Origin of the sequence: Bacillus cereus group sp. BfR-BA-01330 (assembly GCF_022663885.1) — a bacterium.
GTDB classification, from domain to species: Bacteria; Bacillota; Bacilli; order Bacillales; family Bacillaceae_G; genus Bacillus_A; species Bacillus_A cereus.
This window is the reverse complement of the sequence record NZ_JAKUGK010000002.1, coordinates 275,124-290,990: the sequence shown is the minus strand read 5'-3', so window position 1 is coordinate 290,990 and position 15,867 is coordinate 275,124. Positions and strand designations below refer to the sequence as shown.

Genomic DNA, 15,867 nt, shown 5'->3' with positions numbered 1-15,867 from the left:
CCTATGTTTCAAAAAGCATTATGGGTGCATACCTACAAACAAAGTAAATATATTATTTGGCTATTTTGGTTAGTAAGTTTTTATGTACTATCATATAAATACTATTTAGCAGCTGCCGAGCAATTAAAATATTTTCATGAACATAATGAATGGAAATATATATACCGATATAATTATCAACTTTCACTTCCCGATGCTATTATGGTTCAAGGAGGACTCCTTATTATATTAGCCTGCATTCTTATTGGATGGGAACGTCAAAATCAATCAAGTGACATTTTATGGTCTATGCCATTTAAACGAACACATCTCTTCATAACGAAATGGCTTTTTGGTGTGTGTAATATTGTAGCTATCGTTATACTAAATTGGGGACTTTTTGCTATTATGAAAAAGACAACCTTTCATAATAAGTATCAAATATTTTCACCATTTCATACTTACTTCTTGTACATGGTTATCATCTTAATTGCTATCTATACACTTGCATTATGCATAGGAACAATTGCTGGTAATATGATTTCACAAGGATTCTTCAGTGTTGCTATACTTGGATTCCCTTTTATTTTGCCGACTCTAATTGCCGGAGCTATTTCTATTCATACGGTTGGACTTACTTCCAATCATACCGTCTATACGGAGGAAAATGTAGATCGTTACGGTTCAGGAATAGAAAAAATGAGTATTTTAGCGCCAGTTCGCGGATTCAATATTAATTTTAATTACGATCCTCAACGTGCTTATACTGATCAACAAGGCGTACGTCATGATGAACCTAATTTTACATATATTCCTTCAGCAACAAAACTTATCGGTCCAATCGCAAATATGCTTATTCTATTCCCTTTAGGAATGTACTTATATACAAGATCACCTAATGAACAAAACGGAAACTTTCTATTATATCCGAAGCTTAAAACACTATGTATGATATGTTGTGTAATCTTTATTGGAATGTTTGGAGGAATGGCAGCGGGCGGAAGTCGTTCTATCTTAAATTATTATATTGGTTTTATAGGGACCAGTACGATAGTCTACCTACTATTATCTCGCTTATTAAAATTTAAATTTTCTTGGCGTGTGAAATAACCTCCTCTTTAAGAGGAGGTTATTTTAAATTCTCTCTCCTATCCCCATACACCATCTCTTCTTTCATTCCAAATCCATCACCATTTTGCACAATTTGCTCTGTCGGGGCAACTACACTTTCGGCAATTTTCCATTCCCCACGCTCTTTTACGAATACTTGTAGAAAATAGTTCATGCCATCTAATTGATATGCATTTTCTTTTTTCACATTATAGTGAATCGCAATGTAGTACACTTGAATGTTTTCTTTCCCTATTTTTGAGACGTATTGCGATAGTCTCGGTATATAAAGTGCTGCTTTCTGAAAAGATAGTTGCTTCGCTTTAACAAGCGATGAACTTGTTACATTACGTAATGTGTCCCGATTACGAATATTATCGCTATGGTGGAATAATACTGCGTTTTGCATAGAACGAACCCATAATTTCGAATATAAGACTGTATTATCATTTTCAATGTACTTCACTTCTTTTCGCACTACTTGGATAGGCGTATCTGCGTACGTGAATGTTTGAAAACAGAAAAAACCACCAAATAAAATGGTAAGTGCAGCAATATATTTCATAATCTTTCCTCCGATCTTTTAATTAAAGTATCGGAGTTTCAAAATATTTTTATTCAAAAGAAAAAGGATAGGAATGCTTTCGCTTCCTATCCTCATTTATTATAATACGCGGCCAAATAGTTCTAAGACCATTTCTATTTCTTGGTCGCTCCAACCTTTAAATCTCTCTTTATAATATTCTTTACGCACAGCTTCAAGTTTTTCAGTTACTTCTCTTCCGTGCTCTGTAATTTCTAAGTACACGATTCGACGATCTGAATTAGAACGTTTTCTTTCTACTAATCCTTTTCGTACGAGACGATCTGTAACAGCTGTAATATGACTGGAGGTTACGTTTACTTCACTCGCAATTTGCGAAGCCATCTGTGGACTGTTTAAAAATAACGCACGTAATACAGAAAATTCATTATATGGCATATGTTCTGCAAAACGTGTATTAATATCATTTTGTAATAAACGTATCATTTTTCGAAATGATGCAGATAAATCTAAAATCAGCGTTTCTCTTTTTTCGTTCAATAGCCTCGTCCCTTTTTTATCATATTTACACATATTATAATCTATAAATACCTATGTTGTATATGCTTTCTTTCCTCAACATTCTCATTTATGTAACTTTTTTCATATAAATTTCTTTTTTGTTCACACATATACATATAAAAAGGATGGTGATGGAAAATGCAGGGTGGAATGAATCCTTATTTACACAACGTACGCACTGCTAATACTGGTAAAGAAGCTACTATTACTGTACAAGGAGAAGGTGTTGTAAAAGCAAAACCGAATGTTGTTATATTAACACTCGGCATTCGAACAGATGATAAAAATGTAAAACAGGCTCAAGAAGAAAATGCAGTGCAATCCAAACAATTGCTGGATGCACTTAAACAGCTTGGTATTGCCGATAAAGATATAGAGACGATTTCTTATACAATTACTCCTCAATACGAATATGTAAATGATAAAGCATTGCTGCAAGGATACCGCGTGGAGCATTTGTATGAAATTACCGTTTTAAATGTACAAAAAGCTGGGGAAGTATATGATATAGCCGTTTCAAATGGTGCAAATGTAGCAAAAGGTTTACGTTTCCGAGTATCTCATCCAAATAAATATTATGAGCAAGCTCTCATTCAAGCTCTGCACCAAGCAGTAGAAAAAGCTCGTGCTATTGCGAGTACATATAATTTAAATATTAATCCTGTTCCCCTCTCATTCGTTGAAGAATCTGCCCAATTACCAAGGGAGGTTACGTCTTATGCTACTTTACATGCGCAAGCAGCTCCACCCATTCAATCGGGAGAGTTAGAAATTATTTCAACAATACGGGCAATTTTTACGTATTTATAAATAATTTCATTTATAAGTAAACGTTATCATTTTCCTTGTTGTAAAAACATGATGTTCTGATATAATAAAGGACGGTGAGCTCTTACGAAAGAGATATCACGGGTGGGAGAGGGATATGAAAAAGAAGGTTTAACATGAAAGGAATACTTGAAAGAACATTTAAATTAGGTTTACACGAAACATCACCAAAACAAGAAGTTTTAGCTGGAGTTACGTCATTTTTCACGATCGTATATATTATGATTGTAAATGCATCAATTTTATCCGATGCTGGCATTCCTCTTGAAGCTGGAATTTTAGCAACTGTTTTCAGTTCATTTGTCGGATGTCTACTCATGGCATTTTGGGCAAATGCACCTGCTATTCTTGTCCCTGGTATGGGTGTAAATGCATTCTTCACGTACACAGCTGTGCATACGCTTGGACTAACTTGGCAAGAAGCATTGGCTGCTGTCTTTATCTCTGGTATTATTTTTGCAATTGCCGCTTTTACACCAATCGCTCGCGTGCTATCAGTATCAATTCCAAAGTCATTAAAGGAAGCAATTACTGTCGGCATCGGATTATTTTTAGCGTTTATCGGATTGCAAAAAGGTGGCTTAGTCGTTTCGAACCCAAATACTGCTGTTGCAATGGGTAAATTAAGTAACCCTGTCGTTCTTGCGACCGTGCTTACTCTTATCGTTGCACTTGTACTATTTATTCGTAACGTACGTGGAAACTTTTTATGGACGATTGCAATAGGAACTGGTATTGCATGGCTATTTGGCCTTGTTGATACAAGTCAAATCGGAAATAGTTCATTCTCATTCGCTAATTACGGCGATGTGTTTGGAGCTATGTCATTTGGCAAACTTTCTTCCTTACCGTTTTGGATTGCAACATTCTCCTTAAGCATGGTGCTTATTTTTGAGAACATGGGACTTCTGCACGGTTTATTAGAAGATGACCGTAAATTCCCACGTGCTTACCAAGCCAATGCAATTTCAGCAATGACATGTGGTCTATTTGGCACAAGCCCTACCGTATCAACAGTAGAGAGTGCCGCAGGTATTACTGCAGGCGGAAAGACAGGTCTGACGTCTATCGTTACGGGGTTGTTATTCTTTGCATCATTGTTTGCACTTCCGTTTGTCAAACTAATTCCTGATAGTGCCATTGCACCAATCTTAATTATTATTGGCGGCCTGATGATTACAAGCATTCAGCAAATTCCTCTGAACGATTTTTCAGAAGGATTTCCAGCGTTCTTAATTATCGTCATGATCCCGCTCACATATAGTATCGCTGATGGCATTGCGTTCGGATTTATTGCTTACCCTATCTTAAAAGTTGCTCTTGGAAAGCGTAAAGAAGTCGCACCATCTATGTATATCATTACATGCTTATTCTTAGCTATGTTTGTATTACATGCTATTGGTTGAAAAAAAACACCGAGGAAATCCTCGGTGTTTTTTTACTTAAACCATCCTTTTTTATAAAACCAGGCCATCATTCCGCCGCCAATTAATGCCATTAGAAGAAGACAAATAAAATAACTATATTGTCCACCAAGCTCTGGCATATGCGTAAAGTTCATTCCATATACTCCCGCAATAAATGTTAATGGCATGAAAATAGTCGAGAATACAGTTAATGTTTTCATAATGTTATTCATATGATGTGAGTTTAATGAAAAATAACTATCCCGAATATCCGCCGTTAACTCTCGACTTGCCTCAATCATTTCCGTAAGTTTAAGTAAATGATCATGTATATCTTTAAAATAAATCTCATGATCACTTATACCGTAAAAACGAGTGGAATTCAAAATACGATACAATAAATCACGCATTGGAATAATTGTACGTCTTAACTTAGATAAATCTGCCCTAATATCAAATACTTCTTCTAGTACGGCTCCTGCTGTCTCACCTGTTAAATTATCATCAATCGCATTTAAATGATCTTCAATGTAATATACAGGTGCGAAATAATCATCTACAATTTGATCAGTGATCGTATGTGCTACATGTAAAGGTCCTTTCTTAATCCGCCTCTTCTCACCAAGTGTTTTCCATACTCTTTCAATTGCATTATTATGAGAAAAATGGAAAGAAACAATATAGCGATCACTAACAAACAAATCAATTTCATGTGGTTCTAGCCCATCTTCTCCAAACGCGTGAAGAACTAAAAAGTTATATCCATCATAAAAATCAACTTTTGGCCTCTGTACGTATTCTAGACAGTCTTCAATTGCAAGGGGATGGAACTTAAAATGGTCTTGCAGAATATATGTATACTCTTCTTTCGTTGGCTTATATAAATCTAGCCAATACCATACAATATGGTCTTTCTTTGTTTCTTCTAGAGAAACATCATATAATACTTCATCTGTTTTTGTTACTGCACAAATTCTAATCATAATTTCACCCATTATTATTATAAACAAAAAATAGTAAAAAAAGCCAAGGAGAAATCTCCTCAGCTTTTTTTATTACTTCGTTACGATACCGTGTACTAAAGTTGGTGCATCTACGTGTTCTTTAGAGATCTTCATGTTCTCATAAATTTTCGCTTTTACATCTTCAACATTTTCGCGGTTTGCGTAAATTGTAACGAGAGATTCACCTTGCTTCACGCTATCGCCTACTTTTTTGCGCAGCATTAGACCAACTGCTAAATCAATTTCAGACTCTTTCGTTGCACGTCCTGCTCCTAAAAGCATTGCTGCTGTTCCGATTTCGTCTGCAACGATTTCTGATACATATCCGTCTTCTTTCGCTTCCACTTCAATTTTAAATTGTGCTTGTGGCAATTTAGAAGGGTCATCAACAACAGATGCGTCACCGCCTTGCGCTGATAAGAACGTTTTAAATGATTCTAGCGCTTTTCCGTTGTTCATTACTTCAATTAGCTTTTCACGTGCATCTTCTAAAGATGAAGCTTGTCCAGCAAGGTACACCATTTGACTTCCAAGTGTTAAACATAGCTCTTCTAAATCTTTCGGCCCTTTACCTTGTAATGTATCAATTGCTTCTTGAACTTCTAATGCGTTACCGATAGCTTCACCGAGTGGTTGACTCATATCAGAAATAACTGCCATCGTATTACGACCAACGTTATTACCGATACGTACCATTGCTTCTGCTAAACGTTTTGCATCTTCATCCGTTTTCATAAATGCACCTGCTCCAGTTTTTACATCAAGAACAATTGCATCTGCACCAGCAGCAATTTTTTTACTCATAATCGAACTTGCAATAAGCGGAATTGAGTTTACTGTTGCTGTTACATCACGAAGTGCATATAGCTTTTTATCAGCAGGTGTTAAGTTACCACTTTGGCCGATAACAGCGATTTTGTTTTCATTTACAAGACGCATGAATTCATCGTTTTCAATTTCCACATGGAATCCTGGAACTGCTTCTAATTTATCAATTGTACCACCAGTATGTCCTAAACCGCGTCCAGACATTTTCGCTACTGGTACATCTAAAGCAGCTACTAATGGACCTAATACAAGTGTCGTTGTATCACCAACACCACCTGTTGAATGCTTATCTACTTTTACACCTTCAATAGCCGATAAGTCGATTGTATCACCGCTATTTACCATTGCCATCGTTAAATCAGCACGCTCTTGATCGTTCATATCTTGGAAGAAAATTGCCATTGCAAGTGAACTTACTTGATAATCAGGAATATCACCATTCGTATATCCTTCAACAATAAAGTTAATTTCTTCTGTCGTTAATGCATGTCCGTCACGTTTTTTTGCAATTAGGTCCACCATTCTCATTGTGAAGTCACCCCTTCATTTGTTTTACGATTGCTTTTACTAATGCTAAGAAGTTAGCTTTAACACGTTCTGTCGTTTCAATTACTTCATCATGGTGAAGTGGTTGATCTAAAATACCAGCTGCCATATTTGAAATACAAGAAATACCTAATACTTTCATACCAGCGTGACGCGCTACAATTACTTCAGGTACTGTTGACATACCAACTGCATCTCCGCCAAGTGTACGAAGCATACGAATTTCAGCAGGTGTTTCATATACAGGACCTGTCATTCCTACGTATACACCTTCTTGTACTTTAATATTTAAGTCTGCTGCAACTTGTTTCGCCATTTCGCGAAGTTCTACTGTATATGATGTAGACATATCAGGGAAACGTACGCCCATTTCAGAATCATTCGGTCCGATTAATGGATTCGTACCCATGAAGTTAATGTGGTCTGAAATTAACATAAGATCGCCTGGCTCAAATGATGTATTTACACCACCAGCTGCGTTTGTTACAACTACTGTTTCTACACCTAGTTCTTTCATAACACGAACTGGGAATGTTACTTTTTGCATGTCGTATCCTTCATAGAAGTGGAAACGTCCTTGCATTGCTACTACTGTTACACCTTGAAGTGTACCAAATACTAGTTGACCTGCATGGCCTTCTACAGTTGATACTGGGAATTCAGGGATTTCACTGTAAGGTACTGTTACTGCATTCTCAATTTCGTCTGCTAATACACCTAGTCCTGATCCAAGGATTAGTCCTACTTGTGGTGTCTCTTGAAATTTCTCTTTTAAGTATGAAGCTGATTTTGTAATAAGTTCACGATTCATTTGTTTATCCCCCTATTTCTTTAGCTCGTTTAAGAAGCTTGTTCCGTATTCTGGCATTTTCACACCGAAGTTTTCTGCTACTGTTGCACCAATATCAGCAAATGTTTGACGAAGTGGTAACTCTTGTCCGCCTTCTTTCATGCTTGGGCTATATGCTAATAATGGTACATATTCACGTGTATGGTCAGTACCAGGGTGAATTGGATCATTACCGTGGTCTGCTGTAATTAATAATAGATCATCTTCTTTTAGTTTTGCGAATACTTCTGGAAGACGTGCATCATATTCTTGCAGAGCTTCTCCGTATCCTTGTGGATCACGGCGGTGGCCGAATAATGCATCAAAGTCAACTAAGTTTAAGAAGCTAAGACCTGTAAAGTCCATATTTAATGTATCTACAAGCTTATCCATTCCATCCATGTTAGACTTCGTACGAAGTGATTCAGTTACCCCTTCACCATCATAAATATCAGAGATTTTACCAATAGCAATTACATCGTAGTCACTATCTTTTAATTCGTTCATTACTGTACGGCCGAATGGTTTTAATGCATAGTCATGACGATTTGGTGTACGTGTAAAGTTTCCAGGTTCACCAACGAATGGACGAGCAATAACACGACCTACCATGTATTTCTCATCTAATGTTAATTCACGTGCAATTTTACAGATTTTATATAACTCATCAAGTGGCACTACTTCTTCGTGTGCTGCAATTTGCAATACGCTATCAGCAGAAGTATAAACGATTAAAGAGCCTGTTTCCATTTGCTCTTGACCAAGTTCATCAAGAATCTCAGTTCCAGAAGCTGGCTTATTACCGATAATTTTACGGCCTGTTTTTTCTTCTAATTCATCAAGTAATTCTTTCGGAAATCCTTCTGGGAACACTTGGAATGGTGTATCAATGTAAAGGCCCATGATTTCCCAGTGACCTGTCATTGTATCTTTACCAGTAGATTTCTCTTGCATTTTTGTGTAATATCCAAGTGGTTTCTCTACTTTAGAGATACCTTTCATTTCTCGAATGTTACCAAGACCTAATTTCACCATGTTAGGCATTTGTAACCCATTCATATGTTCAGCAATGTGACCAATTGTGTCAGATCCTAGATCACCAAATTGCTCAGCATCTGGTGCTTCACCGATTCCCACAGAGTCCATTACGACTAGGAATATACGTTTATATTTATTCATAACTGCGACCTCCTATAAGTTCAGTTCTACTTCTTGTAGTATGTTCAAAACGCTATAAAGTGAAACTGTTATCCAAAAGAATTCTCATTGTCAAACAGTACTTCTTTAAATCATTTTCTAACCTATTTCGTTTACTTGAAACGATTCAAAAACATTTCTAGTTTTTTCTAAGTCAGATGTCAGACATCTGATACTGATATCATAACATGTTTACGCTTTCTTTTTAATACATTTTCGTAGAATTTCTCATTTTCTTCACACTTCTATTGTAATCCATTCTGCAACGAAGTGCTAATTTTTTTATGATTTATTTCTTCATATTAAAAATAAAAAGTAGCTCTAAAGAGCTACTTTTTATTTTACTTCTATTGTTTCTTCTTTATGTTCATGCAATTCGCCTTTTCTTACATGTACTTTCACTTTGTAAGCACCGTTCTCTTTGAAAGTATGTTTCGTTTCATACTCTCCTTTATTCCCTTCTTTCGCTGGAATAAATTCGTGTTTTTCAACACCATCTTTCCAAATCTCTAGTTGTACTTCAGCACCAGTTAATGCTTCTTCTCTTTGCTTTAAATGAACTTTCATTGTAGATTCAGCATTTGCCTTTATGTCTCCAGCCATAAGATGGATCATTGTGTCACTTTTATGATCTCCATGTCCTGCACTGTGATCACTATTTTCTTTTTTCGCATCTTCTACTTTCGCATTTCCTACAGCAACTTTCACTTCTGGCATAACGTGCATTTCACGTGCATTTGTGTGAGCAATAATATGGTATACTCCATCCGTTTCGAATGTTTTCTCTACTGCATAAACACCTTTTCCTTTATGCTTACCATCTAACATCTCGTGCTTTTCGTCGCCATCTTTCCAAATTTCAAACTTTACATCATCGGCATCCGTTACTTTTTCTTTCCCTTGTGTAACAAGTGCTTGTACTTCTGTTTTTTCACCTGGTTTAATTTCTTTCGGATTTGTTTGGACTGCTACTTTTACAGCTTCAAGTTTCTGTTCTTTTTTCGGTTCTTCTTTGTTTGTATTACAGCCAGCCAACGCTAGCATCGCGATAAATAAAGTTATAATCAGTTTTTTCATCATCATTTCCTCCTTTATACTTTATTTAGTATAGAGGAAATACATTGTAATATTCCAGTCTTCTGCTGAAAACAATATACGAAATGTTTGTGAAGTTTCTGTGAAACTGTCTTTCCCTCTTAATCTATGAAAAAAAGAGCATAGTAACTATGCTCTCGGATGAAACTGTTTATATACATCTTTTAATCTAGTTTTTGAAACGTGCGTATAGATTTGCGTCGTTGAAATATCTGCATGTCCAAGCATTTCTTGTACAGCACGTAAATCTGCTCCATTTTCTAATAAGTGCGTAGCAAACGAATGACGCAACGTATGAGGTGTAAGCTCTTTTTCAATGTTTGCTTCTTTCGCTAATCGTTTTAATATTTTCCAAAATCCTTGTCTTGATAATCGATTACCATGATGGTTTAAAAAGAGTGCATCTACTACTTTTTTCCCCATTAATTCTCTTCTTCCTTTTTCAATATACTTTTGAATCGCTTCCGTTGCTAAACTTCCTAGTGGAATAATTCTTTCTTTATTCCCTTTCCCTATGCAACGAACAAATCCCATCGTTAAATGTACATCTTCCAAATTGAGTGCAATCAATTCTGAAACACGAAGTCCTGTCGCATACAGTAACTCTAGCATCGCCTTATCACGAATACCAAAAGCACTTGTCATTTTTGGTGTTTGAAGTAACGCCTCTACTTCATCAACTGATAATACTTTTGGTAATTTCCGTTCCCCTTGTGGCGTTTCAATATGTACGGATGGGTCGTGTTCTACCGCTCGTTCACGAAGTAAAAATTGGTGGAACGAACGAATTGATGCGATATGACGCGCCAATGTTTTCGAAGATTTTCCGTTCTCTTTTAAATACTGCAAAAAGTTAACAATGTGTAAACGGGTCACTTCATGAAAAGTTTTCGTCTGTTCCACATTTTGCAAATACTTTACGTAGCTTTTTAAATCCCGTTCATACGATACTACTGTATTCTTTGCTAATCCTTTTTCGACAACCATATAATGAATAAAATCTTTTAATTGATCTTCCACTCTACACTACTCCCCATTTTCATAGAAAAACATCATTCTATTTACGAAAGCATCCTTTGCCGGTTCTTCATTCCCTGATACTTTTTCTACAGTCTCTTCTTTAGGTTTTTCATAACGATGATAGCTTTCATATTCTTCATTTATCCATAGTATAGCGAAATAAAACAAAATCGTACAACTTGTAAATAATAAAAATACTTTTATTCCATCAAAAGTTAATTTTAAAGCTCGGCGCATTGTAAATTCCTCCAAAATATAAGTTATTACAACATATGCCAAGCTTTCACCAATTTATACCTTATTCAAATAAAAAACCTCTTCCTAGATAAATAGGAAAAGGTTATTTTTCATCCGTTTCATTTTCTTGACAATTTTTACAAATCCCATGGAATGTTAAACGATGATCTTTCACCTTAAAGCTCCAGTCTCGTTCTACTTTCCTTTCCACTTCACCAAGTAAATCTTCTTGTATTTCTTGTACAGCACCACATTGTGTACAAATCAAATGATGGTGGAAACGCTGCGCACCTTCTTGGCGTAAGTCATAGCGTGAAACACCGTCTCCGAAGTTAATCTTATCGACAACTTTTAACTCAGATAATAGTTCTAAAGTTCGATAGACGGTTGCTAATCCGATCTCTGGCGACTTTTCTTTTACAAGGAGGTAAACATCTTCTGCGCTTAAATGATCTTCTTCATTTTCTAGCAGCACACGAACTGTTGCTTCACGTTGCGGTGTTAATTTGTAGCTCGCTGCATGTAATTGCTTCTTAATTCGTTCAATTCTTTCTTCCATTCGGTACTACTCCCTCCTCGCCACTCTTACACCATTATATCAGAAGAAGGGCTTCTGTCAAAAGAAAAAACAATAAAAACAAATTGATAATTATTCTCAAAAAGTATTTATTTTTTATTAATAGCCTCAACGACTTCTTTCATTAAAACTGGTGATGCGTAAGCCTCCACACTAGAAGCAAGTGCTAACACCACTCCAATTACGAGAAAGAAGCATGTATAACGGATTAATAATGGTAATAGTGGCTCGGTTATTTTTCTAATAAATTGATGCCTAATCATCCGTAAAGAAAAACTTGCAGCAATGGTTGTCATAACGAGAAAGACTGGAATGATAATTAAATTTTGTGGCAAAACAGATACAAATGCTAATAATAGTCCATTCCATCCATGCTGACTTACTAAAAAACCAACTGTAAATCCAACGACAACTCCTTTTACAAATAATAAAATAAAAATAAGTGGTAATCCAATAATTGAAATTCCTAAAATCCAAATAAATCCGATGTATTTTAATTGCGAAAAGTAACTTTCTCGAAACATTTCGCCCGCAATGGCAAATTCTCCTTTAGAGACTTGTCCAAAAAAACGTTGTAAATAAAATGATAAATCTTGTTTTTGATTGATTTGTAAACTATTCACGAGAATGGCTCCGAATATTACTCCCATCAATAATAAAACAGCGTTAAATATATATAATGAAGAGTTTTCCTGTATGTGAGACATTACACGGTCTTGCCAATTTTTTCGCCACATTTTTCTTCCCTCCGTTCACACTCTTATTAAAAATGTATGAAAGAAAGAAAAAAGTATGACGAATTAACATTGAAATTCCGCTCTACTTTGCTAAACTAAAAAGTAGAGAATAGGAGGGATTTCTCTTGAAACCATTATTATTAGATTTTCCAACATTATTTCAAACTGAACGCTTGCAAGTTCGTAAACCATTTCCAGGTGATGGTGCAGAAGTATATGAAGCAATCCAAGCTTCTCTAGAAGACTTAGTACCGTGGATACCAATTAACGCTGAAACAGAAGAGAGTGCTGAAGAAATTGTTCGCGAAGCTCACGGACAGTTTTTACTTCGTGAAACACTTGATTTTCACTTATACGATAAAGTATCTGGTACATTCATCGGAGCAATTACACTAAAGCCTGAAAACTGGGATATTCCAAAGTTTTCACTTCACTTCTGGCTACATAGTGCCTATACAAAACAAGGCTATATGACCGAAGCTGTTAAAGGTGCAATTCAGTTCGCCTTTGATAAACTAGGCGCTAGAAGAATTGAAATTCGTACTGATGCAACAAATATAAATGCATGTAGCTTAGCAGAACGTCTAGAATTCATTCTAGAAGGGACAATGGAAAATGACTTCCTAGCACCAGATGGTAGCTTACGTGATGCACGTGTATATGCAAAAATCAATTAAAAAACACTCGCCTTTGGCGAGTGTTTATTTTTGTAGTTGTAAATATTGTACTGCAAACATCGTCTTCGCATCATGAATACGAAGATCTTTCATAAGAGTAATCGCTTCTTCTAACGATACTTCCATTAATTCCACAAACTCATCTTCATCTAACTCAGCTTTATTTTCTTTTCTTGTCAAACCTGTCGCTTTATATACATATAAAATTTCATCTGCGAATCCTGGAGATGTATAGAAAGAAGTAATGAGCTCCATATTTTCACATACATATCCTGTTTCCTCTTCTAATTCACGAACTGCTGTTACCTCAGGTTTTTCACCAGGTTCTAACTTGCCAGCCGGAATTTCTATAATCGCCTTTTCAAGTGCTTTACGATACTGCTCAACAAGCACAATTTTCCCCTCATCAGTAATAGCAATAATAGCAACTGCACCAGGGTGATTTACAATTTCACGTTTACTCATTGCTCCATTTGGTAATACTACATCATCAACACGAACTTTTATAACTCTACCATCAAAAATTGGCTCAGTTTTTACTGTTCTCTCTGCAAGATTACTCATACTACTTCATCTCCCTGTTCTATTTCCTATTCTTTCCTCATACATTTTACCACATTGAAAGGAGCGTGATAGAAATGAAAGTTTATATTTTACCAAATCGCGTCACTTTAGTCGGAAAAGCATGGCAAATTCGCCATAAGCTAAAGCAATATAGCAAAGAGTATACAACTGTACAAGAGTGGATTACAGCAAATAAAGTGAAACATTAATCATGCTTTTACGGGCAGTTAATGCGAAGCGGAAAGTAAACGTTTGTCAACCTCTTTTCCCTCTCGTACAATAAAGGTAAGGAGGTTGACCTATGAAAAAACGTCAATTAGGAAACTCAGATTTGTTTGTTACAGAAATGGGCCTTGGCTGTATGTCTCTCGGTACATCTGAAACAGAAGCTATGCATATTATCGATGAAGCAATCGATTTAGGAATTAATTTTTTTGATACAGCAGATTTATATGATTACGGATTAAATGAAGAATTTGTTGGAAAAGCCTTGAAGGGAAGAAGAGACCAAATTGTACTTACAACGAAGGTTGGAAATCGTTGGACAGAAGAAAAAAATGGCTGGTCTTGGGATCCTTCTAAAGCTTACATAAAGACTGAAGTAAAGGAAAGTTTACGTAGACTTCAAACTGATTATATTGACCTTTACCAACTTCATGGCGGAACAATTGAAGATCCAATAGATGAAACAATTGAAGCTTTTGAAGAATTGAAAAAGGAAGGTATTATTCGCCATTACGGTATTTCTTCTATACGCCCAAATGTCGTTCGTGAATATGCAAAACGCTCAAACATCGTTAGTGTACTAATGGAATATAACCTTTTAAATCGTCGTCCAGAAGAATGGTTCCCCCTTCTAAATGAACACCAAATTAGCGTCATTGCCCGCGGGCCACTTGCAAAAGGAATTTTAACTGACAATAATGCAAGAAAGATAGAAAGAGTAAAGGAAAAGGATTATCTCTCTTATTCTTACGATGAATTACATGCAACTCTAGCAAGTGTAAAAGAAATGATTGGAGCACGCTCTTTAACAGGAACAGCTATTCAATATTGCTTACATAATAAGACTGTTGCAGCTGTTATACCTGGTGCAAGCTCTCTTCAACAATTACAGGAAAATATACGAGCTAGTCAACAGTTACCTTTAACGAAAGAAGAATATATACAACTTCAAAAGATTGTTAAATATGACACATATGCTTTGCATCGTTAAAAATATCGAATTACCGATAAAACAGAAGACTGTCTCCAGTATTAGGAGACAGTCTTTTTTATAACGTATCATATTTATCAGGATTCGTTCCTACATGTAAATCACGATTCAACGTGTTAATTTGACGTATCTCTTCTTCAGTTAGTGCAAAATCAGAAATAGTAAAGTTTTCTTTAATACGAGATGGTGTAACAGATTTAGGAATTGTAACAATCCCGCTTTGAATATCCCACCTTAATATAACTTGTGCAGGTGTTTTTTCATATTTGTTAGCAATAGCCTGAATGATTGGATGCTGGAATACTTCTCCGCCCCTCATTAACGGACTCCATGCTTCCATTTGAATTTGCTCATCTTGACAATAATTTCGCAACTCAAATTGCGTCAACATCGGATGAAGTTCCACTTGGTTTACCATCGGCTTCACTTTGCAATTTGGTAATAATAGTTCTAAATGATGTTTATGAAAATTAGAAACACCAATCGCACGCACTTTACCTTCTTCATACAATTTCTCTAAAGCTCGGTACGTATCAACATACTTCCCTCTTACCGGCCAATGTATTAAATATAAATCTACATAGTCCATTTGTAATTTTTTCAAACTCTTTTCAAACGCCTCGAGTGTCTCCTCATATCCTTGATCGTCGTTCCATACTTTTGTTGTAATAAATATATCTTCTCTTGGAATTCCTGATTCACGTATCGCCTCTCCGACACCGCTTTCATTTTCATATACAGTTGCTGTATCAATCGAACGGTATCCAACTTCTAACGCTGTTTTTACTGCTTGCTTTACTTCGTCTCCTTCTTTCGCTTTATATACGCCTAGACCAATCATCGGCATTTTCACGCCATTATGAAGTGTAGTTGTTGGAATATGCACAGTCGTCTCCCTTTCATTGTTACATT

General features: G+C 36.0%; 19 protein-coding genes. 6 read left to right on the top strand and 13 right to left on the bottom strand.

The features are described 5' to 3' along the window. The first annotated feature begins 3 nt into the window (after positions 1–3). Positions 4–1,089, top strand: a complete 1,086-nt coding sequence (locus MR112_RS07335; protein ID WP_242244873.1) for an ABC-2 transporter permease — start codon at positions 4–6, stop codon at positions 1,087–1,089. A 19-nt stretch (positions 1,090–1,108) separates the two neighbouring features. Here MR112_RS07335 and MR112_RS07330 read toward each other — a convergent pair whose 3' ends face one another. Together MR112_RS07330 and MR112_RS07325 are read right to left on the bottom strand one after the other, a co-directional pair. Further along, on the bottom strand, positions 1,109–1,654 hold the full coding sequence (locus MR112_RS07330) for a hypothetical protein (RefSeq protein ID WP_033696439.1): 546 nt from the start codon (positions 1,652–1,654) through the stop codon (positions 1,109–1,111). A 99-nt stretch (positions 1,655–1,753) separates the two neighbouring features. Then, positions 1,754–2,173: a MarR family winged helix-turn-helix transcriptional regulator gene (locus tag MR112_RS07325; RefSeq protein ID WP_001003307.1), complete on the bottom strand. Its 420-nt coding sequence runs from the start codon at positions 2,171–2,173 to the stop codon at positions 1,754–1,756. A 159-nt stretch (positions 2,174–2,332) separates the two neighbouring features. On the opposite strand from MR112_RS07325, the gene MR112_RS07320 reads away from it, so the two are divergent. After that, positions 2,333–3,004 carry an SIMPL domain-containing protein gene (locus MR112_RS07320; protein WP_001161449.1) on the top strand — a complete coding sequence of 224 codons (672 nt, stop codon included), beginning with the start codon at positions 2,333–2,335 and terminating at the stop codon, positions 3,002–3,004. A gap of 134 nt (positions 3,005–3,138) precedes the next feature. After that, positions 3,139–4,428, top strand: a complete 1,290-nt coding sequence (locus MR112_RS07315) for an NCS2 family permease (RefSeq protein ID WP_000676248.1) — start codon at positions 3,139–3,141, stop codon at positions 4,426–4,428. Positions 4,429–4,460: 32 nt separating this feature from the next. Here MR112_RS07315 and corA read toward each other — a convergent pair whose 3' ends face one another. The 9 genes from corA to spoIIM all read right to left on the bottom strand — a co-directional run bounded on the left by corA (position 4,461) and on the right by spoIIM (position 12,468). Continuing rightward, on the bottom strand, positions 4,461–5,423 hold the full coding sequence (gene corA / locus MR112_RS07310) for a magnesium/cobalt transporter CorA (protein WP_002026281.1): 963 nt from the start codon (positions 5,421–5,423) through the stop codon (positions 4,461–4,463). Between the two features lie 60 nt (positions 5,424–5,483). Continuing rightward, positions 5,484–6,788, bottom strand: a complete 1,305-nt coding sequence (locus MR112_RS07305) for a pyrimidine-nucleoside phosphorylase (protein WP_001243069.1) — start codon at positions 6,786–6,788, stop codon at positions 5,484–5,486. A gap of 7 nt (positions 6,789–6,795) precedes the next feature. After that, a complete protein-coding gene (locus MR112_RS07300; RefSeq protein WP_001078446.1) occupies positions 6,796–7,617 on the bottom strand; it encodes a purine-nucleoside phosphorylase in 822 nt (273 codons plus the stop codon). Positions 7,618–7,629: 12 nt separating this feature from the next. After that, positions 7,630–8,814 (bottom strand): phosphopentomutase, encoded by a 1,185-nt coding sequence (deoB, locus tag MR112_RS07295; RefSeq protein ID WP_001046079.1) that lies wholly within the window; start codon positions 8,812–8,814, stop codon positions 7,630–7,632. Positions 8,815–9,168: 354 nt separating this feature from the next. Then, positions 9,169–9,909 (bottom strand): FixH family protein, encoded by a 741-nt coding sequence (locus MR112_RS07290; RefSeq protein ID WP_000733457.1) that lies wholly within the window; start codon positions 9,907–9,909, stop codon positions 9,169–9,171. A 147-nt stretch (positions 9,910–10,056) separates the two neighbouring features. Further along, the gene (xerD, locus tag MR112_RS07285) at positions 10,057–10,947 is read right to left on the bottom strand and encodes a site-specific tyrosine recombinase XerD (RefSeq protein WP_000390088.1); all 891 of its coding nucleotides are present in this window, start codon (positions 10,945–10,947) and stop codon (positions 10,057–10,059) included. Between the two features lie 6 nt (positions 10,948–10,953). Further along, on the bottom strand, positions 10,954–11,184 hold the full coding sequence (locus tag MR112_RS07280) for a YqzK family protein (protein ID WP_001250432.1): 231 nt from the start codon (positions 11,182–11,184) through the stop codon (positions 10,954–10,956). A 103-nt stretch (positions 11,185–11,287) separates the two neighbouring features. Next, a complete protein-coding gene (fur, locus tag MR112_RS07275; RefSeq protein ID WP_000392657.1) occupies positions 11,288–11,743 on the bottom strand; it encodes a ferric iron uptake transcriptional regulator in 456 nt (151 codons plus the stop codon). A 107-nt stretch (positions 11,744–11,850) separates the two neighbouring features. Beyond that, complete coding sequence (spoIIM, locus tag MR112_RS07270; protein WP_013142149.1) at positions 11,851–12,468, bottom strand: stage II sporulation protein M; 618 nt, start codon at positions 12,466–12,468, stop codon at positions 11,851–11,853. 155 nt (positions 12,469–12,623) lie between these two features. Here spoIIM and MR112_RS07265 point away from each other — a divergent pair, with 155 nt between their 5' ends. Further along, positions 12,624–13,175: a GNAT family N-acetyltransferase gene (locus MR112_RS07265; protein WP_000803479.1), complete on the top strand. Its 552-nt coding sequence runs from the start codon at positions 12,624–12,626 to the stop codon at positions 13,173–13,175. Positions 13,176–13,199: 24 nt separating this feature from the next. Here MR112_RS07265 and MR112_RS07260 read toward each other — a convergent pair whose 3' ends face one another. Beyond that, on the bottom strand, positions 13,200–13,739 hold the full coding sequence (locus tag MR112_RS07260) for an NUDIX hydrolase (protein ID WP_000067042.1): 540 nt from the start codon (positions 13,737–13,739) through the stop codon (positions 13,200–13,202). Positions 13,740–13,813: 74 nt separating this feature from the next. Between MR112_RS07260 and mciZ the strand changes: the two genes are divergently transcribed. Next, positions 13,814–13,948 (top strand): Z-ring formation inhibitor MciZ, encoded by a 135-nt coding sequence (gene mciZ, locus MR112_RS07255; protein WP_000870302.1) that lies wholly within the window; start codon positions 13,814–13,816, stop codon positions 13,946–13,948. A 92-nt stretch (positions 13,949–14,040) separates the two neighbouring features. Next, positions 14,041–14,955: an aldo/keto reductase gene (locus tag MR112_RS07250; RefSeq protein ID WP_000747209.1), complete on the top strand. Its 915-nt coding sequence runs from the start codon at positions 14,041–14,043 to the stop codon at positions 14,953–14,955. A gap of 58 nt (positions 14,956–15,013) precedes the next feature. On the opposite strand, the gene MR112_RS07245 is transcribed toward MR112_RS07250, so the two are convergent. Continuing rightward, positions 15,014–15,841 carry an aldo/keto reductase gene (locus MR112_RS07245; RefSeq protein ID WP_000547993.1) on the bottom strand — a complete coding sequence of 276 codons (828 nt, stop codon included), beginning with the start codon at positions 15,839–15,841 and terminating at the stop codon, positions 15,014–15,016. Positions 15,842–15,867 lie beyond the last annotated feature (26 nt).